Origin of the sequence: Mesorhizobium sp. M7A.F.Ca.CA.004.12.1.1 (assembly GCF_003997835.1) — a bacterium.
Taxonomy (GTDB): domain Bacteria; phylum Pseudomonadota; class Alphaproteobacteria; order Rhizobiales; family Rhizobiaceae; genus Mesorhizobium.
In genome coordinates this window covers 1-16,718 of sequence record NZ_RZRK01000027.1, presented here as the reverse complement: position 1 = coordinate 16,718, position 16,718 = coordinate 1, and the positions used below count along the sequence as shown (strand labels likewise).

Below are 16,718 nucleotides of genomic sequence, written 5' to 3'. Positions count from 1 at the left end.
CCGTCAGGCTGGAAAGCCCCATGGCGATGAAGGGCAGCACGAAGAACAGCAGCGTCCAGCCGAGCGCCGGCGTGACCAGCGCCCAGGGCAGGGCAGAGCCCGCCCGGGGCAGGGCCGCCCGGGGCAGAGCAGAGCCCGCCCGGGGCAGGGCACGTCCGTTGTTTGCCGAGCTGCTCATGAGCGCTATCGGCTCATTTCGCCTGCAGCATTTCGGTCCACATATCCTGCATCTTCTTGTCGAGATCGGCGTTCGGCGCCGGATAGGCCTGGGCGCGCGCCAGGAAGCCCGGCTGCTCGTCGAAGCGCAAAACCTTCTTCTGGTCGTCGGTGAGTGCGGCCTTGGTGTTGGCCGGCATGCCCCAATAGCAGGAGGAGGTGGCAAGGCGCGCCTGGCCTTCCGGGCTCATAATGTACTGGATAAACTTCAGCGCCATGTCCTTGTTCTTGGAATCCTTGAACATGGCCAGCGACTGCGACCAGAGAATCGCACCCTCCTTGGGGACCGAGAAGTCCAGCGCCGGGTTTTCCTTGGCCAGGCCCGCCGTCACCCATTCGCCGCCGCCGACCAATATGTCGACCTCGCCGGTCGCAAGCGCCGTCTGGCTGGCGGTCACTTCGCCGACCAGCTTGGCATTGGCCTTCATCTTCAAGAGCTCGTCCTTGAGGGCGGGCAGGTCGGCTTCGGTGAGATCGGCCGTCTTCTTGCCGATCGCCAGTGCGGCCATGCCGATGACCGGCAGGTAGTAGTCGTAGATGGCGACCTTGCCCTTGTACTTGTCGCCGGTGAGTGCTGCCATCGACTGCATGTCGGCTGGATCGACCTTGGTCTTGTTGTAGCCGATCGTGTTGTAGCCGAACTTTTCGGTGATGCCGTAGCGCTTGCCGCCGACCACGGTGGAGCCGTCCATCTTCACCTGCGGAAACAGATCGGCCAGCGGCAGCTTGTCTTCCGGCAATGGCTCGAACAGTCCCTTCTCGACGCCGCGCGGCACGTCGATGCTGTCGATCACCATCACATCCCAGTCGCCGGGCTGCGACTGCTCGACGATGGCGAGGCCGGCGCCGGTGCCCTCGAATTCCTTGACGTTGACCTTGACGCCATTGGCCTCCTCGAAAGGCTGCAGCAAGGCCGGATCGGCATGATCGCACCAGATCAGCGCGTTGAGATCGGCGGCCTGCGCGCCCGTCGAAAGCAGCAGCGCCGCGGCGGCGGCAGCTGTGCGCAAACGGGTCTTCAGGATGGAAAGCGGATTGCTGGCTGTGTGTGACATCGAGTGTTCTCCCTTGCCTTTGTGGCTTCTTGCAAAAAATTGAACCAATTCTAAAATTGAGTCAATTCTGTTTTTGTGGCAAGAGGCTGGGAATGAGCGGATTGCGGGCTAGGCAAAAGGCGGACCGGCACCGGCGTATCATCGAGGCGGCGGCCGAACTGTTTCGCGAGGCCGGCTACGAAGGCGCCAAGATCGAGGCGATCGCCGCGCAGGCCGAGGTCTCTGTCGGGACGATCTACAACTACTACGAGAACAAGGGCGACATCCTCGGCGCCATCGTCTCGCTGGAGGTCAACGAGGTGCTGAATGCCGGGCAAGGCGTCGTCGCCAGGCCGCCGGCCAATGTCGGCGACGCGCTGGACACGCTGGTCGGCATCTATATCGAGCACTCGCTGCACTATCTCAGCAAGGAGATGTGGCGGCAGGCGATGGCAATCTCGACGCAACTGCCCGACAGCCCGTTCGGCCAGGCCTACACCGCGCTCGACCGCGCCCTGACCGAACAGATCCGCGCCCTGATCGCCCGGCTGCAGGAGATTGGCCTGGTGCGCCAGGACATAGACGGTGCAGCGCTCGGCGAACTGATCTTCAACAACATGAACATGATGTTCATCGAATTCGTGAAGCGTGACGCGGCCAAGATACCGGAACTGCGCGCGGCGATACGGAGGCAGAATAGGATATTGGTGGCGGCGATTGGGGTGTGAGACGTCAGGAGCAGGCAGGAGAAAGCGTCGCTTCCGCATAAGACCTGGTTTCAGACGCGGGTCGCCTCTTGAGTTGAGTTTGAAATCTGGTACAACCTATAAGGGCATAAATAGAGGGAGGGGTAAATGGGGACGTTTTCAGTCTGGCATTGGGCGATCTTGCTGCTGTTGATCGGCGTGCCTGTTTTCCTTGCCGTTCGATCAGCCGCGAAGCCGTCACAGAATCCTGAGGCTCTTGTGGGCTTCGGCGGCTGGCTGATGCTGCTGGCTATCGGTCAGGCAGTGTCACCATTGCGGACGCTTGCCGACTTCGCCAATTCGGCCGACGGCTACCAGCAACTCATGACCCTCTCGAATGGGCCGCTGGCGGTGTATGGCGAGGTTGCCCTCAATCTGGCGTTTCTGGCGCTTCAGCTGGTTGTGCTCGTTTCGATGCTGCGGCGTAGCCGCCGCTTTCCGCAATTGTTTCTGCTCCAGTGGCTGGCGATTCCCGTCGTGTTTATCCTGGACACGATCTGGGTTGCGTCAGTTCTGGGCGTTCCGGTGAGCCTGGTGCTCGCAGGCGATGCGCTGGTGGCCCCCATAGTCTCGTTTGTGGTGACAGGGCTCTGGGTCGCCTACGTCTACAAGTCTGTCAGGGTGCGGAACACGTTCACCAGGATTGGGGCATCCGCCCAGGTTGCGAGCGCGTCATAGAAGGCAGCCCAATTTGGGATATTTTGGAGCGTCGGGGCTCGACGAACTGACCTTCAATGACATGATGTTCATCGAGTTCGTGAAGCGCGACGCGGCGAAGATACCCGGAGCTGCGCGCGGCGATCCGCAGGCAGAACCGGATTTTGGCGGCGGCGATCAGGGTTTGACCTCGTGCACCACTATGTCGTCATCGAAGCTGGAACGGCCAAATCCCGAGCCGAATGACCGCAACTGTCGTCCGTGACGGCTGCGAGCTTTTGGAAGGTCTTCATTTCGGCTTCATTTATAGGTGCTGCCCGCGCTTTCGCCTGGAGATCAGCCAGGCGCGCCACGAGGGCTTGCGACGTCTCGACTTCAGGGCTCATCATTTTCGTTTGTCCGATTCAGTGGCGATTTGACGAGCACACCCCGCCGCCATCCCTGCCGGCGGGCGTGGCCGGTTCGAAGTTTCAGTCGTAGACTTTCACAATCTTGCGTGTGCTCGGGTCCACCAGAACCGTTCGGTTGTCGACCACAGTATAGCGGTATTTGACGTTGGGGACCTCGTGGAGCTCGACCGTGTCTGGCAGAGCCGTGCCGACGTTCAGCTCCACCCCCGGAAGCTTCACAGAAGCCAAGGGTTGCTTCTTCACGTATTCGCGCACGACGGTGTCCTGTTCCTGTGTGATAACCACATCCTGTGCCGCAACCGCGCCGACGCTGGCCAGCAGCAAGAGCGCCGCAGCGGCGCTGGTTAGGTGCATCCCCATTGTTTTCCTCCTCTTTTAATGTGGCGGCAGCACGATCGGCTGCGCGCGAACTACCCGAACACGTCGCCAGGCCAAACGTTCCTCATACGGGCTTCTGTCGGAATCTCCGCAGGACCAAAGTCTGATTGGGAAACGCAATGGTCTTACCCGCTGGGAGTAGGCGGAACGGCTTAGGCCTGAAGGTTGTTGTCTCTGCAAACGCGGAGAGAAACAGTGGAAAAAAGTGTCGGTCAGGCGCGATGGTTGCTCGCACCGATTTTGGCAACAGCCATCACTTTCCTGGTGATGGGGATAGTCCTTGGCTGACATGACGTGGATCGGCGCGGCTACGTCCCTTCCTGCGCTGATAGGACCCGTGAGCCGCTTTCGGCGGCTGGCGGGTCCTGTATTTCACCGTGCGCTGGGCTGCTCATTCGGCAGCGAGCGCTTTCTAGCTCATGCACCTTGGGAGGTTTATTATGGATCGGCGATCCTTCTTGACCGCAATGTTTGGTGTTGCCGGGGCAGCGGCCCTTGCAAGCGCTGTCCGCCCAATCGAGGCAATGGCGGGTGTTCCAGGAGCCGGACACGGCATCCTCGACGAACTTGAGACGCCACAAACAGAGGCCTTTGACGAAGATTCACAGGCAGAAGTGCAGCAGGTCTACCATCGGGACTGGCACCACCGTCCTCACCGCCGCCGCCGGCGAGGCTGGAGACGGGTTTGCCGCAGTTACTGGCGGCATGGTCGCCGTCGCGTCCGGTGCTACCGCCGGCGTGGTCCTTCGGTCGTCCTTCGATTTTAACTAGTTTTCCGCCTTGGCCCGTTCCGGCTCACGCGCCGAGAACGGGCCGGTTGGGATCTTTTTGGTGAACGGTAACAATGACATTGGTCCAGAGATTGAATGCGAGTGGCAGCGCAAACCAACCGGGAAATGACAACGACCATGCCGCGGGGTTTGCGGACGCCGTCTCGTTGCCGGACGAGGAAAACATTGCCGACCTTGTCAGGCGAACGGAGCGCATGGCCATTTTGGTGGTTCTAGGAATGGGCGGCTGGTTGATGTTAGTGCCCGCTATTTACCTTGTACTGACCCACGGGATATGAACGACTTTCGGTGTCGCGGTAGCTGACTGCAGCATGTCAGCGGAAGCTAACGCAACATCCATGCGCGTCCAAAGTTGGATTGCGGGAGCATCGCATCGCGGCTTCCGCACCCCGTTTCCTGTATCGGCAATATGGGGACGGGCTGTTTTGCTGGCGCGAGGCACAAGTGTCTGGAACCACCTATTATAGTGGTCCACGTCCGGCATGCTGGGAAGGCGCTCTCATCCAACCAGCCGCGCATACTCGGCCTCCGGTTTGCCGTAGGTGCCGTTTGCGCAAGCCGCAAGGCCGCTGCGGTCCCTGATATGCACTTCGCCTCGTCGAGAATAGATGAAACCGCGCCCTTCCAGCACTTGCAGTCCAACGGTAACCCCTGGGCGTCTTGCTCCAAGCATGACGGCGAGAAACTCGTGGGTGATCGCAAGGCGTTCGCCGTGGACCCGATCGTCACACATTAGAAGCCAGCGCGCCAACCGCTCTTCAAGGTTTGATTTTGCGTTGATCAGGGCCGTATAGCTGGTCTGGATGTGGAAGTAGTGGACATAGCGCAACAGGAACAGGCGCAACGTTGGGCTGTTCGCAAGAGCCTCCTTGAAGGGCTCGGCTCCGATCCTGAAAGCGCTGCCGGGCGACTGAATGTAACATTGATGCGCCGCATAGTCAGCGCCCATCACGAGCGCGGCACCGGTCATTCCCTCAAAGCCGACAAGACCTACCTCGGCCTCCTTACCTGAAGCCGCCGCGACCACAGAGGCAATGCCGTCTTCCAGGAAGTAAACCGTCTCGATCTCCGAATCGGCTTTCTCCAAGGTCATTTTCAGCTCGAGGTCACACAGTTCAAGGTGTGGCTGCAATAGCCCCAGGTCACCAGGGTTAAGCCGACGCAACAATTGGTTTTTATAGGAAGCGTTCTCTGGATTGGTCATAGCTCAATCCCGCTTGGGGCAAGAGCTTTCCAATCTCCCTGCCGTCTGCGCCCGTAAACACGTGCAGACGATTTGGAGAAGATACGCCCTCTGGCGCGCGATTGACAGTGAAATGCGACCTGATGCACGGCGTCCCCCCAGCCGCCGAATTACAAAACAGGGGTGTACAAAGTTAAAGGGTTGGAATCGTACAGAACTCTGCTTCGTACGAATCCGACAATTTCGTGATCGCGGCCAACGCCGGCATGATGTGCATGGTTATCGATGTCGAGGTAGAGCGACGAGAAGGCGACTGGCAGGACCGACTGGCAAGGCGAAGGCTGTGCTCCATAACGGGTCAAACAATTTGGCATCTAAATTGCTTTGACGGGTATGGGGTGGGCGAGAGCCCGTCGCTTCGCAAATGGAGCGGCGGGTCTACTCTACCTGCGACTGTCGAATGGCCACAGCAGCAGGATGTACCCGCTTTTCAGCAGAAGCTAACGGAACATCCGTGCGCGTCCAAAGTTGGATTGCAGGAAGCACCGCATGCCGGCTTCCGCAGCCCGTTTCGTGTCACCGGCAATGTGGGCGGAACGGGCTGTTTTGCGTCGGTACGCGATTTATCCAAGCGGTGACTACTTGTGGGTAATCCAGTCCAACAAGCCTGCGTCAACCTGCTCGCACCCGACATATTCGCGGACCAAGCTTTCAGCCAGGTGGCGCCATTCACACGCGGGAACGCTTGTTTCCCTTACCAGGTTTCGAAATGCAGAGCGGAGAATGTCGGCATCGAAGGCCGAGACGGCAACAGGATCTGGATCCGGATCTTCCCAACCTCGGGCCAGGTCATCGCGGTGACGTTGGCGAAGGCCCTTGAGCAGTTCGCGCGAGGCCTCGATTGCGCGTCGGGAGTGGTCCATACCGCGGCGAAATGAAGGCGGTTCCGGCCAGGGAATGGTGCCGCAACCGAAAGCTGGTTTCTATAGCCGCGCGTGCGATTTCTATATGCGTTTCAACCATCGCGGCCTCCCTTCCTGCGAAGGGATTTATTTACTCTCTTTTCGCGCGTGACCCAAGAAGGATTCAACGTACGGTTTGATACGCAAGGGCGGCGTGCAGAGGGCTGCGGATCGTGGCCGTCTCTAACGAGCATTCGGGCGTGAGCAAGCTGTTCGAGCAAGACCAGCATTTGCTGCTCGCTCATAGGCAAGGTCGGCACGCAAGATTCTCGCCAATACAATCTCGTCAAGCGCGCTGACCGCAGTTTTGAATCAGGGTCTAATGTGGCGGAAATACAACGGCACATATCGGCGCGCTCTGCTACGAGAGGGTGGGTTACAGGGGATCACCTATGAAGAAGCTGCTTCTTGGTTTGTCGTTGTCTCTGCTGGCTTCGTCGGCGTTCGCTGCCGATGCCATGGTCGAAGAAGTCGCCCCGGTTTTTAGCTGGACAGGTGGGTATATCGGTCTTCAGGCAGGCTACGCTCGGGGTGAGGGGAATATACGGCAGGCCAGCGGCCCGGGCTTCATTGAGACAGATCCTGACGGGTTCCTTGGAGGTGTCTACGCCGGTTACAACTACCAGATGCCGAACAATATCGTCATTGGTGCGGAACTGGACGTCGTATATGCGAATGTTGATGACAGCGGCCAAATATTCGCCGCTCCCGGTCTCCCATTTCCGGGCGGCATCGGGACCGAGGAACTTAAGTGGAGTGGGGCGGCAAGACTTCGATTGGGATATGCCGTTGATCGCTTGCTTCCCTATGTCGCGGGTGGCGTTGCATTTGGCGACATCGACACAAGCAGTAATACCGTCTCAGGTTCTTTCGGAGACACATTTACTGGATGGACGATAGGCGCGGGCTTGGACTACGCCATGACCGACAATCTTCTGCTGCGCGCCGAGTATCGCTATACTGATTTCGGCACTGAATCATTGCCGACTGGTAATGTCGATCTGAAGATCAATGAGGTTCGCTTCGGCATCGCCTACAAATTCTAGTCCACTGGAGCCCATAGAGAGAGCCTGCCGCCAAACCGCGACGGGCTTTTTTCTTTGCGCGACAACAGAGAAATATCTCGGCAATGCGTCGTCGCATCCCTGGGACGGCGTCTCCCGCCTGGTTCCTGTCTTAGTGGTGGCTTTGGGCGTGACCGCTTTACATGCCTTGAGGAAAGTAGGAATATTATCCTCGGGTGGGGCGACTCTTAAAAGGTGTCGCAATGGCTCGGTCAAAACCTTCAAAGCGATTATCGCTGGCTGAAATCGAGCGCTTTCTCGTGGCGGCGGAAGCGCTGCACCTGAGCATCATCAAGCCGTTCATATCGCCGCATTGCGACCACTACAGACAGACGCGCGTCTTGCATGAGGTGCTGTTAAGGGCGGTGCGGGAAGTCACCGGGAAGGATGCTACGTTCATCCGGTGGAATTTGACCGGGCCAGCACAACAAGGGCCGGAGCGCCCGGCAGAAGAGCCCCCATAGCATTGTCCGGGACGGACGAGGGGCCTGAGCCGCGAACTATTTGCGATCCAGGCCCCTGGCCGTCGGGTTCGTGGCGACATTGCGCCCGCGGAATGCCATTCACAAGCTGGACCTTGGTCTTGCCATTCCTGTGGAGAGCGTCAACCTCAGAAGCTGAACAGTTGGAACTCCATCGCGATCCGACGCGGAAATCGTGCGTCTGAAGCGGGTGTTCGAGCGTGCATCCGCCGCCGCAACATTCAAGCGACTTCTTGCCGAAGAAGGAGAAGTCGTATTCGCCTCGCAAGAACACGTGTGTGTGAGAGCGACGTCGATGCCTGCTCCAACAATACCATCGACCAAAGTTGCATCCCGCTCGGCGTTTCCACCTGGATAGAACGTCTTCAGCTTTGCGGCGGTTACACCACCGTGACAAACGGCATGTTGCTGGTGCCCCCGGACGGCGCTAAATGCCAAATCCCACTGAGGCGTTCCACCCGAACTAACCGTTAAAAATCAAGGGGGTAGAAGGGGCTCTTCCCCCGAAGCGGTTAAGCTCGGTGTACCTCTTTGTGCCCGAGCGGTGTACCTTCTGTCAAGGCAGATACAAACTCCGCGTTGGCCATCTTTCTGGTAGTCTGTCGCATGGACGATACCGAAGCACTGCCCCCCAAGATGCAACTCAATATCGACTTCAACAAGCTGAAGGCGGTGGCCGAAGTCGGAGTGCGGAGGGCGTCTGTTTTCATGGGGGTCGGTACGAACGCTATAGCGGTAGATCCTCCTATCTCGCATATCCTCTCTGACAACGTGCAGTTCCATTTCGTCCCACCAGACCCATCAGATGAAATGAAGCGACACTACCTTGAGGAGTTCGAAAGCTGGACCATCGGCAACTGTCTAAGGGATTTGGCAGACAGTTTTTCTATGTTCCTGACGGAGGCATTTTTCATACACCTCCTCCTTCAAACGATGACCTATTCCGAAAGCGAAGACCTGAAGGCGAAACGGAAGTTCGAGAAGCTCAACGTAGGCGCGCAGTACAGTTGGCTAGCGCTGGACCTGCAACTCAGGCCTGATCTTGGGGAAATGTTCGAGACCTTTCGGCTCGCTCGAAACTGCCTCTCACATCGGATGGGCAATGTGACTTTGGAGGATGCTCCAAGCGGCGAACTTCGCATTCGGTGGTGCTTGTTTGGCGCTTCTGTAGTTGGCGAGGACGGTCAGAGCGTCTTGATGGACAACGCCACGATAGGGACGGATCAGTCGTTCGTGGCGCGAGGTGGGCCGATTATGCTCGGGATGCACTGGAAAGAGCGTGCATTTCCGGTCGGCACCGCCATACGCCTGTCCAGACATGATCTCAGCGAAATGTGTATGGGCGTCACCTTGGTCGCAGAACACGTCGTGCAGAAGCTCATTGAGTACACCAGAGCGAAAGGGGTCCCGGTGAACGTGCTGGACCCCATTGACCGCGCGGAAGAACCGTTCGCCGAAGGCTCGGAGCCCGCTTAAGGGCCAGGAAAGGCTAGCGTGCGCTGGGGGCGGTGGGGCAGGACGCCACAATCTTCATGCTGTATACAAAAGGCCCCCGCTGTGTCCTCTACTGGTCTGCTCGCTCACGAGCTTGCCGCGCGATCTCCGCCCAAGCGCGCTTCGCCCTTATCAGTCGCGCCAGAATGGCGACCGTGGCGGAGCGCCATCCCTTAATCAGCCCATAAATCAGAGCCACTATGCCCACCAAACTAGACGAACGGCGGCGTACGCAGCGGCCGGAACATTTTGTCCTTCTCTAAGGCGGCGGCCCACCGTGAGCATCAACCCGTCTAGGGCATACATCGGAGACAGGAAAGTCTCAATGCGCTTCGTTCAGGTCAAGGCTGGGCAGTAGAATACCGGTCCCAAAGCACCCACCCCCGACACACCTCTTGGGGCGATGCATCGGGGGCAGGGGACGCGTTAGTCAGTGAAGGCTGTGCCGGCTTTCCGGGCGGCTGCTATGGCTTGGGCATGCCCATGGAAGACGTGCCATTCGCCCTTAGCTGCAGCCTTGCGTAGTGCCGGGTAGTCGGCGTCGTCGACATGCTCAAAGTAGGTGTCAAGGGTCAGCCCATGCTGCCTAAGCACGTTGCGCTCCAGATGCTGCTCGAATGCAGCCACGACCACAGCCGCTTCAACCTCCTCGATCCCAAAGGCTTCCCCAGTCGGGATTTCTCCAGTCTCCACGAAGGCGTCAACAATGAACTGCTGTTGGGGTTCGCTGTGAGTGTCCCTGAAGCGGTCAAGGCTCTGGTCGGCCATGCGCACAAACTCGGCATACTGCTTCTCTTCCTTCTGGTCGGCTGTCAGTTCATCGTCGTCGGTCTGGTCGCCCACGGTGGGCAACTCAGGGGCCGAAGCCCCGTCGTCACTCTCGGCCCCCGTGGTTACCTGAAAGAATAGCCGTAGGGGACCAGAGCTGCGTTCACAGCCGCGACGTAGTCGCCCTGGCTGATCTCCCCACGTGCCGCCATGTCCTTGGCCTGCTGGGGTCCCAACTGGATGCCACCAACGGTCACCGCAAGCTGATCCACAAGGACCTGCGGCGCTGAGCCATTCATGGGCTTAGCCGCTGCTACCTGAGCCTTCTGGCTCTCGTTCAGCGCCTGCCCGGTGTTGATGCCAAGGCGCTTAGCCTGAAGCTGTTGATTTGCCCGAAGGCCTGCTTCCGTTTGCGCCGCGATCTGCTCTTGAAAGGCGGCTTCCTTACGATCCTTCTCGGCCTGCTCATGGTCGCGCCGCATCTGGTCCACGCGGTCTTCAAGGCCCTGTCGGTCCCGTGCTTCCTGCCCGCGAATGTCGATCTGGTTGCTGTTGATCTGGAGCCCGGAGGCCTTGCTGAAATCGTTCATAGTGTTCGTTCCTTCTGGTCGTGATGGATCGCCCCGGCGCGTCATTGCTCCGGGTGCGGTATGTCGGTCTTGTGGTGGCTGGGTCAGCGCCTTAGGGTGAACCCAAAGGTCATCGTCTGTAGGCCTTCTGGACGCGCGCTAAGGCCGGTTGGGGTCGTTGCTCCGGCAAGACCATCGCTGGCTCCGGCGACCCTTCCACGCGGCGCCGTGGGTCTCATAGACATCTCGGCAATACGCCGTGCGACTGCCACGGCCTCAAGCTCGGGATAGCCGTAGACTTCAAAGCATCGTTCAGCAGCCGTGTTGAAGCTCTGGGTCCATTCGATGCCGATCCCCGGCAGTCTCCGGTCTAGCTGCGAGATGGTCTCCCAGTCATCGGCCTTGATCCATTCGACCAAGGCAAGGGCTGCCTCTCGCGTGGGATAGGTCGCAGCCCAGTCACGCCGCCTGATGTCATCGAACGTCATGCCCGGTCACCCTTGGCGGTCATCCGACCCATTCGGTAGAGATACGCTATTGGCGAGCCCTCGGGGTTCTCGATCTCGTCCACGGTGAACGGGTCGAGGGCACCCATGGCAACCAGCCGCTCCATAGTCTGGTGATACTGCTTCACTTGCTCGGGGCTCATCGCCCGCCACTCCTCCTTCTTCGGTTGGATCACGACACCCTCGGCAGTCTTCCGCCTCTGGTCTCGCCGCTGCTTCGCTTCCTTCAGTGACTTCGTTCGGCGCATCTTCGCGCGCTGTGAAATGGCCTCGTCAGGTATCACCCGCTGGCCCGGTAGGTGGTCGAGCGTCAACCGTTCCCGGCCCCCTCGCTCGGCCCGTTCATCGTCGTGGTTATTTCTCTCGTTCTTGCGCTTGGCATCGTGACGGACCTTGGCCTCAGCAATCTTGCCCTCGACCATAGTCTGCCACTCTTCCGGCTTGTAGCTTTCGCTGTCGGTCGAGGTCATGACGAGATGGACCACCTGTCTGTCAGTTAGGTCCTTGACGTCGGCCACATGGTCGAGGATGGCCCATAGCGACGGCAGATAGGTCTGATCCCCAGCCGCATTCCTTGGCCCCGTCCACGACGCTCCAAGCCGGTGTTCGTGAAGTGGTCGACCCTCGGGGTGGCTGTCCCGGTAGGGCGCAAGGAAAGCCGTCACGACATGTTCGGTAACGTATTGGTCATGGAGCCCGTTCGGGTCCCATCCGGGCTGACGTAGGGTCGCCAGCGCCTTCTCATCGGTAGTCATTTTTCGACGATGTAACTCCTTGTGTAATGTAGGTATCCAGTCGGATGACGATCATGGTGACGTAGTCAGGGAACGCCCGAAGGCGGACCAATTGGGGACATAGGGGAACCCTCGGGTTGAAGACCACCGAAGGGAGAGACCAAGGAGGGAAATCCCCAGTCCGGGTTCAATTCGAAGTCCAACCGCAGGTGTCAATCATGAATGGAAGGTGGCGTGCTTGGTCACGGAAGAACCTTCAGCTTCCAAGCCTTCCATGCCCTGATCTGGTCCGCTCGGGTGTTCACATGCAGGGAAACCATTCGGGGCGATGCTCCGGTGATCCTGCAGATGTCGACCTGGGGGAGGTCAGGGAAGTGGTCGGACAGGAAGCAGACTTCCATCTGAGGTGTCATTTCTGACCGACGAGAAGCCTTGAAGCTGTCGAGGCATTCCTTGGCCGTTATGACGATTGGGCTTGAAGCGATCTCAGACGCCATGGTCTTGACCGCATCCTCCCACCTGAGGTCGGCCCAAGATTGGCCCTCCGGCGATAGGACATCGAAGGGATAGCTCCCCGCCTTCCTTGGATAGATGCGCTTGCCGAGACCGGCTTTGACGGCTTCGTCCGTAAGGCGTCTTCGGGCTACCCGAGAGTGCCCTGACTTAGACACCTCAAGGTGTTCTTGGAGTAGCCCGAGGTGGGACAAGACTGCTCGGACTTGCCGAGTTCCGACACCCTTCAGGATGCCGTATTCAGTCACGGTGACCCAGTTGCCGAGTGAGACGGTGTCGAGGTCGCCGGTGGTTCGGTCGAGTAGTTCGGTCGTGTATTCCATTGCTCCTTTGTTGGGTGGTCGAAGAGGCTGTCCCCATGGAAATGCACGGATAAGGACAAACGCGCCTCACCAAAGCTGACCCGCCAAGTGCCACGTCCAGTCGCCCCGGAAGGAGCAAACAAGGCAACAGGCAATCGCAATGCAGGGGAGAACCGCGCGGGTCAGCTTGGGGGAGGAGCGTTGGATAGGTGCTGATGGTGGCCGTTGTCAGTCGGTGACGACGCGCGTTCATCGTGCTGGTGGCATTGGAAGCCGCCTTCGTAGTGCTAGTGGTGTGGCTTGTCGTCAGCCAGCGGCTGTCAGAACCTTCTGGACCGCTGAAGGTGAGCACCCGGCTTCCTTTGCAATCTGCCTCACAGAGCGCCCGTCAGCCTTCAGGGCCCTGATCAGGGCATGGTCGAGCGTCACCGGCCTGCCGGTCTTCCATGGCTCGCCTTGGGCCGCTGCCTTTGCCTTCGCCTTGGCGATGCCTTCCATCTGGCGCTCCTTCCGAAGGGCCGTCTCAAACTCGGCGATGCTGGCGAGGATACCAAAGACCAGCTTGCCCGTTCGGGTGGTGGTGTCGAGCGAGGCGTCGTCCAGCACCTTGAAACCAACGCCCTTCTTGTCGAGCGTCCCGACGATCTGGTGGAGGTGCGCCGCTGATCTCGCCAGACGGTCCACCTTGGTCACCACGAACACGTCACCCTCACGGGCAAACTCCAGAGCCTTCTCAAGCTCGGGCCTCGTCTCGTCCAAACCAGACCGCTTCTCGCTGAAGACCTTTTCAGCACCGGCAGCCGCAAGCTTCTCAAGCTGGGTGTCGAGGTCTTGGCCAGTGGAGCTAACGCGAGCATAGCCGATGATCATGTGTGCACTTTCCTCTAAGAGAATTGGTGTACATCACTTAGTGGACGATTGGTGCACATGTCAAGCATCGTGTTCACGAAGGTATAGGTTTGTGGACAGGACAGAATGGGTCGCCGCCGTAGCGCGTGGGAGCTAAGGACCACTCAAGGACGGCGGAGGGGTGCCGTTGTGGTGAGACCTAGGCGCACATGATAGCGGCGCGCGGTGTCGTCCCTCACGTTCATCCGAACTTCAGCGAGAGCGGCATGGGCTTGAACCATTTCGACGCGGGTTTCGCCGAGGGTGCGGCGAAGCACGGTAGCCAGGACGATATGGAAGGCTGGGTCATCGGTCATGAGGCACTCTACACCTATTTCCGACAAACCACCCCGCGCCAAGCGTGGCAACAAAGGGGGTACGGGGGGTCGGCGCGCGTGCCAGTTATCCGATCACCCGCTCAGAAATTTCTGCCAAATATTCCGACCCCATATGGGCCTTCGGTCCCGCATTGACATCGCCTTCGTTCCGCTAGAATGATCCTGAAAAAATCAGTGCAGAGGACGACATGCCGATAACACAGCTAGCTAACGGCACCTTCGAACCTGAAGAGATAGCCGTTCTCCAGGAAATGTTCGATCAACTCTGTTCGCTGCGTGGGATCACCCGCCGAAGCCCTGAAGCTACCACAGCCGCCGAAAGCCTAATGGGAGCATACCAATCCGGGCTTCGCGGCGATGAACTGCTTCAGGCCCTCGCGCCGAAATAGGCGCTGCTCTAAATCTCTTCAGGCAATCCTTCGGGGGAACCATTAAGGTCACCAAAGGGTTGGGCTCGGTGCTAACCGTGTGGGCTGACCATGGAAGAGCTTTCTCCCGAGCAACAGCAGGCTACATCGCGTCTCATTCGGACGTGGATTACTTCAGAGACACTGCGCCATCAAATCCGCCAACTGCTGAACCTCCCAGTGGATTGGGATATGTCCGAGCAGCATCGGTCCATGCTTGACGAGTTAGATCGGAAACGCAACGAATGACCTCATGGCACAGCAGAGGTACGACCTAAGGCAAGACCCAATGGAACCATTTATCGGACAATAAGTTAAAGGCGCCAGGACTCGTGGGGACTCCCTGATGACGAAGCGTGACAAAGCCGGTCACAAGACCGTTGCCGACCATCTGCTGGAGCTGATCCGAAACGAGGACAACCGCCACCAGGTTCAGCAGGCCTTCGGGCTGGAAGTTGACCCTGAGTTACCACCAACTCTAGCCTCATTGCTCGACGCCATTGAAGAGGCTCATCAGGAAACCCTAAATTACCCTGATGAGGCAGTTGAGGTACGACCTGAGGAGAGACCCAGACGGGACCTGGACGGTGTTCGACGTGTTCACCGGGCAGCCGGTTTCGCCTGATGGTTGGCCAGCGATAGGCCTCAATAGGGAATATGCGGACGATCTCGTAGACCTACTGAATGCCGAAGACCTCAAGTGCAGGCTCTCCCACCGTAGGTTCATCTGATGGAACTCCATTGGTTCAGCCCTGTGGTCCCCGTCAGAACCGAGAAGGTCGGCATCACGCTGGGCGTCAGCAACGTCGAGACCGCCGCTGAGGAACTCATGAAGTGGCCCGAGAAGGGACCGAAGTGGAACAAGGCGGTGCAGCTCTGCATCGACTGCTTCGAGGACCGAGCGTCACCCCAGGATGTCCAGAAGGCCTTTGAGGAGGCTGCTAAGGAGCAGGGGATGCTTCGGTCTTTGTAGGTGGTCTCCTGACTACGGCAGTCTCCCTAAGCACCCTCGGCCACACCAAAGAGAGAACTGCTAGGGCAGCTCTGCATGGACGACTTTGAGGACCAATGCGTCTACTGCGAAAGAACAGGGGTTCTCATGAGCGGCCGGGTGGCTGTCCAATAGCTATATCGGTAAAGACTCGGTAGGCTGCCTGAATGCTGACCAAGAGCGAACTACTCGAAATGGGTCCGGACGCGAGAGCATTCTATCTAATTGGTGCATTTATGGGCTATTTCGCACTTCTTGAGGCTGGCATCGGAGACGCTCTGGGAGAGGTGCTTGGCGTCAGTGGTGCCCGCCGTGTCATCATCAATAGAAACATGGGTTTCGATGAGAAGATCAAAACTCTGCGTACGCTGGTTGATCACTTTATCTCTGATCGAAGTCTAGCGGCGAAATTCGATGAACTGGCAAAGCAGGCCAGGAAGTGCGGTGAGCTTCGCAATATCGTTGCTCACACGCCATTTCGAGCTAGCAGCGTATCTGATGGGGTTGAGTTCTTCCGGGTGTCGGCGAATAGCAAGCTTGAGTGGCCCGCCACAGATTGGTCCACAGGCACACTCCTTAGCCACATCGACAACATCAACAAGATCGATAACGAATTAAGACTGATCGAAGGCCGGATGCAGCTTCAACGTATCGCGGAAGCTTTAATGCGTGAGCCTGACGGTAAAGGGTCTGCTCCGACCGGTGGTGGGCTACTGGGGCTCGGCGGGCTCTTTGGACTGGGCTCGATCTCTCCCGAGGGAGAAGATCATCCGAGCGCCGGTTAACGCAAGCCGGGTTTGCCTCGTGTGATAGAGCCGCGCTCCTAAGTATCTGTGCCCCGGTCACACCTTAGAAGAACTAAGGGGACCAAAGAGGTAGGCTTATCGGGATACGATTTCTACAAGCGCTTGGGAAGAGCGGAAAAGAAGCTCGCATGTGATGCGGCCAAGAACTAAGGACAGCGATGCTCAATCCTGATGATTGGAAGTTAGCAATCGAAGACGCGCGCTTCAGGCACAACGCTTTGGTTGGTCTAATTATAGCCTCAGATAATCAAGCCTTGGCCTTGATGCGACTTTTCCTGACCGTGGCCACTGCCACTGGTGCGGGTTTTGCGTCGGTAATCGTCCCCCACACTTTGATCCAGACCCCACTCGCGTGGTCGCTAGCAGCCGCTACGCTCGCCATGGTTTATTCGGCTTGGCAGTGCTTCCGCGTAATCAGTCCTCGGATCATAAATCTTCCCGGTAGGGGTGCCGACTTCTGGCTCTGGGCAGCAGATGCC

The 16,718-nt window shown here is 58.6% G+C and carries 20 protein-coding genes; 11 read left to right on the top strand and 9 right to left on the bottom strand.

Going from position 1 to position 16,718, the window contains the following annotated elements:
• Positions 1–191: 191 nt before the first annotated feature.
• Positions 192–1,271 carry a spermidine/putrescine ABC transporter substrate-binding protein gene (locus EN984_RS02795; protein WP_127270786.1) on the bottom strand — a complete coding sequence of 360 codons (1,080 nt, stop codon included), beginning with the start codon at positions 1,269–1,271 and terminating at the stop codon, positions 192–194.
• 92 nt (positions 1,272–1,363) lie between these two features.
• On the opposite strand from EN984_RS02795, the gene EN984_RS02790 reads away from it, so the two are divergent.
• The 3 genes from EN984_RS02790 to EN984_RS38570 all read left to right on the top strand — a co-directional run bounded on the left by EN984_RS02790 (position 1,364) and on the right by EN984_RS38570 (position 2,918).
• The gene (locus tag EN984_RS02790; RefSeq protein ID WP_127270785.1) at positions 1,364–1,978 is read left to right on the top strand and encodes a TetR/AcrR family transcriptional regulator; all 615 of its coding nucleotides are present in this window, start codon (positions 1,364–1,366) and stop codon (positions 1,976–1,978) included.
• Positions 1,979–2,104: 126 nt separating this feature from the next.
• On the top strand, positions 2,105–2,674 hold the full coding sequence (locus EN984_RS02785; RefSeq protein WP_127272713.1) for a DUF2569 family protein: 570 nt from the start codon (positions 2,105–2,107) through the stop codon (positions 2,672–2,674).
• 64 nt (positions 2,675–2,738) lie between these two features.
• Complete coding sequence (locus EN984_RS38570) at positions 2,739–2,918, top strand: hypothetical protein (RefSeq protein WP_245480022.1); 180 nt, start codon at positions 2,739–2,741, stop codon at positions 2,916–2,918.
• 205 nt (positions 2,919–3,123) lie between these two features.
• On the opposite strand, the gene EN984_RS02775 is transcribed toward EN984_RS38570, so the two are convergent.
• Positions 3,124–3,423, bottom strand: a complete 300-nt coding sequence (locus tag EN984_RS02775; protein ID WP_127271999.1) for a DUF1236 domain-containing protein — start codon at positions 3,421–3,423, stop codon at positions 3,124–3,126.
• 862 nt (positions 3,424–4,285) lie between these two features.
• On the opposite strand from EN984_RS02775, the gene EN984_RS38105 reads away from it, so the two are divergent.
• A complete protein-coding gene (locus EN984_RS38105) occupies positions 4,286–4,510 on the top strand; it encodes a hypothetical protein (RefSeq protein WP_127270309.1) in 225 nt (74 codons plus the stop codon).
• Between the two features lie 221 nt (positions 4,511–4,731).
• Here EN984_RS38105 and EN984_RS02760 read toward each other — a convergent pair whose 3' ends face one another.
• Positions 4,732–5,436: a Crp/Fnr family transcriptional regulator gene (locus EN984_RS02760; protein ID WP_127270307.1), complete on the bottom strand. Its 705-nt coding sequence runs from the start codon at positions 5,434–5,436 to the stop codon at positions 4,732–4,734.
• Positions 5,437–6,769: 1,333 nt separating this feature from the next.
• Here EN984_RS02760 and EN984_RS02750 point away from each other — a divergent pair.
• The 3 genes from EN984_RS02750 to EN984_RS02735 all read left to right on the top strand — a co-directional run bounded on the left by EN984_RS02750 (position 6,770) and on the right by EN984_RS02735 (position 9,399).
• Positions 6,770–7,423 carry an outer membrane protein gene (locus tag EN984_RS02750; protein ID WP_127272367.1) on the top strand — a complete coding sequence of 218 codons (654 nt, stop codon included), beginning with the start codon at positions 6,770–6,772 and terminating at the stop codon, positions 7,421–7,423.
• A 221-nt stretch (positions 7,424–7,644) separates the two neighbouring features.
• Positions 7,645–7,905, top strand: a complete 261-nt coding sequence (locus tag EN984_RS02745) for a hypothetical protein (RefSeq protein WP_127268735.1) — start codon at positions 7,645–7,647, stop codon at positions 7,903–7,905.
• A 624-nt stretch (positions 7,906–8,529) separates the two neighbouring features.
• Positions 8,530–9,399, top strand: a complete 870-nt coding sequence (locus EN984_RS02735; protein ID WP_127268734.1) for a hypothetical protein — start codon at positions 8,530–8,532, stop codon at positions 9,397–9,399.
• A 444-nt stretch (positions 9,400–9,843) separates the two neighbouring features.
• Here the strand turns inward: EN984_RS02735 and EN984_RS02730 are convergent, their stop codons facing one another.
• From EN984_RS02730 to EN984_RS02705, 6 genes are all read right to left on the bottom strand, one after another.
• Entirely contained in the window at positions 9,844–10,260 is a 417-nt protein-coding gene (locus EN984_RS02730) for a hypothetical protein (protein ID WP_127268733.1), read from the bottom strand.
• A 50-nt stretch (positions 10,261–10,310) separates the two neighbouring features.
• Complete coding sequence (locus EN984_RS02725; protein ID WP_127268732.1) at positions 10,311–10,775, bottom strand: hypothetical protein; 465 nt, start codon at positions 10,773–10,775, stop codon at positions 10,311–10,313.
• A gap of 83 nt (positions 10,776–10,858) precedes the next feature.
• Positions 10,859–11,242, bottom strand: coding sequence for a hypothetical protein (locus tag EN984_RS02720; RefSeq protein WP_127268731.1), 384 nt, complete (start codon positions 11,240–11,242; stop codon positions 10,859–10,861).
• Positions 11,239–12,015: a hypothetical protein gene (locus tag EN984_RS02715; RefSeq protein ID WP_127268730.1), complete on the bottom strand. Its 777-nt coding sequence runs from the start codon at positions 12,013–12,015 to the stop codon at positions 11,239–11,241. The genes EN984_RS02720 and EN984_RS02715 overlap by 4 nt, the downstream gene beginning before the upstream one ends.
• A gap of 221 nt (positions 12,016–12,236) precedes the next feature.
• A complete protein-coding gene (locus EN984_RS02710; RefSeq protein WP_127268729.1) occupies positions 12,237–12,830 on the bottom strand; it encodes a hypothetical protein in 594 nt (197 codons plus the stop codon).
• 285 nt (positions 12,831–13,115) lie between these two features.
• Complete coding sequence (locus tag EN984_RS02705; RefSeq protein ID WP_127268728.1) at positions 13,116–13,679, bottom strand: recombinase family protein; 564 nt, start codon at positions 13,677–13,679, stop codon at positions 13,116–13,118.
• Positions 13,680–14,788: 1,109 nt separating this feature from the next.
• Between EN984_RS02705 and EN984_RS37545 the strand changes: the two genes are divergently transcribed.
• From EN984_RS37545 to EN984_RS38100, 4 genes are all read left to right on the top strand, one after another.
• A complete protein-coding gene (locus EN984_RS37545; protein ID WP_164748846.1) occupies positions 14,789–15,067 on the top strand; it encodes a hypothetical protein in 279 nt (92 codons plus the stop codon).
• 105 nt (positions 15,068–15,172) lie between these two features.
• On the top strand, positions 15,173–15,415 hold the full coding sequence (locus EN984_RS02685; protein ID WP_127271076.1) for a DUF982 domain-containing protein: 243 nt from the start codon (positions 15,173–15,175) through the stop codon (positions 15,413–15,415).
• Between the two features lie 185 nt (positions 15,416–15,600).
• The gene (locus EN984_RS02680) at positions 15,601–16,218 is read left to right on the top strand and encodes a hypothetical protein (RefSeq protein ID WP_127271074.1); all 618 of its coding nucleotides are present in this window, start codon (positions 15,601–15,603) and stop codon (positions 16,216–16,218) included.
• Positions 16,219–16,397: 179 nt separating this feature from the next.
• A partial coding sequence (locus EN984_RS38100; RefSeq protein ID WP_206517396.1) for a hypothetical protein occupies positions 16,398–16,718 on the top strand: 321 nt, incomplete at its 3' end.

What these genes read in the sequence shown, in the direction of transcription:
- EN984_RS02795 (WP_127270786.1), bottom strand. Translation starts at nt 1,271, where the DNA reads ATGTCACACACAGCCAGCAATCCGCTTTCCATCCTGAAGACCCGTTTG.
- EN984_RS02790 (WP_127270785.1), top strand. Translation starts at nt 1,364, where the DNA reads ATGAGCGGATTGCGGGCTAGGCAAAAGGCGGACCGGCACCGGCGTATC.
- EN984_RS02785 (WP_127272713.1), top strand. Translation starts at nt 2,105, where the DNA reads ATGGGGACGTTTTCAGTCTGGCATTGGGCGATCTTGCTGCTGTTGATC.
- EN984_RS38570 (WP_245480022.1), top strand. Translation starts at nt 2,739, where the DNA reads ATGTTCATCGAGTTCGTGAAGCGCGACGCGGCGAAGATACCCGGAGCT.
- EN984_RS02775 (WP_127271999.1), bottom strand. Translation starts at nt 3,423, where the DNA reads ATGGGGATGCACCTAACCAGCGCCGCTGCGGCGCTCTTGCTGCTGGCC.
- EN984_RS38105 (WP_127270309.1), top strand. Translation starts at nt 4,286, where the DNA reads ATGACATTGGTCCAGAGATTGAATGCGAGTGGCAGCGCAAACCAACCG.
- EN984_RS02760 (WP_127270307.1), bottom strand. Translation starts at nt 5,436, where the DNA reads ATGACCAATCCAGAGAACGCTTCCTATAAAAACCAATTGTTGCGTCGG.
- EN984_RS02750 (WP_127272367.1), top strand. Translation starts at nt 6,770, where the DNA reads ATGAAGAAGCTGCTTCTTGGTTTGTCGTTGTCTCTGCTGGCTTCGTCG.
- EN984_RS02745 (WP_127268735.1), top strand. Translation starts at nt 7,645, where the DNA reads ATGGCTCGGTCAAAACCTTCAAAGCGATTATCGCTGGCTGAAATCGAG.
- EN984_RS02735 (WP_127268734.1), top strand. Translation starts at nt 8,530, where the DNA reads ATGGACGATACCGAAGCACTGCCCCCCAAGATGCAACTCAATATCGAC.
- EN984_RS02725 (WP_127268732.1), bottom strand. Translation starts at nt 10,775, where the DNA reads ATGAACGATTTCAGCAAGGCCTCCGGGCTCCAGATCAACAGCAACCAG.
- EN984_RS02720 (WP_127268731.1), bottom strand. Translation starts at nt 11,242, where the DNA reads ATGACGTTCGATGACATCAGGCGGCGTGACTGGGCTGCGACCTATCCC.
- EN984_RS02715 (WP_127268730.1), bottom strand. Translation starts at nt 12,015, where the DNA reads ATGACTACCGATGAGAAGGCGCTGGCGACCCTACGTCAGCCCGGATGG.
- EN984_RS02710 (WP_127268729.1), bottom strand. Translation starts at nt 12,830, where the DNA reads ATGGAATACACGACCGAACTACTCGACCGAACCACCGGCGACCTCGAC.
- EN984_RS02705 (WP_127268728.1), bottom strand. Translation starts at nt 13,679, where the DNA reads ATGATCATCGGCTATGCTCGCGTTAGCTCCACTGGCCAAGACCTCGAC.
- EN984_RS37545 (WP_164748846.1), top strand. Translation starts at nt 14,789, where the DNA reads ATGACGAAGCGTGACAAAGCCGGTCACAAGACCGTTGCCGACCATCTG.
- EN984_RS02685 (WP_127271076.1), top strand. Translation starts at nt 15,173, where the DNA reads ATGGAACTCCATTGGTTCAGCCCTGTGGTCCCCGTCAGAACCGAGAAG.
- EN984_RS02680 (WP_127271074.1), top strand. Translation starts at nt 15,601, where the DNA reads ATGCTGACCAAGAGCGAACTACTCGAAATGGGTCCGGACGCGAGAGCA.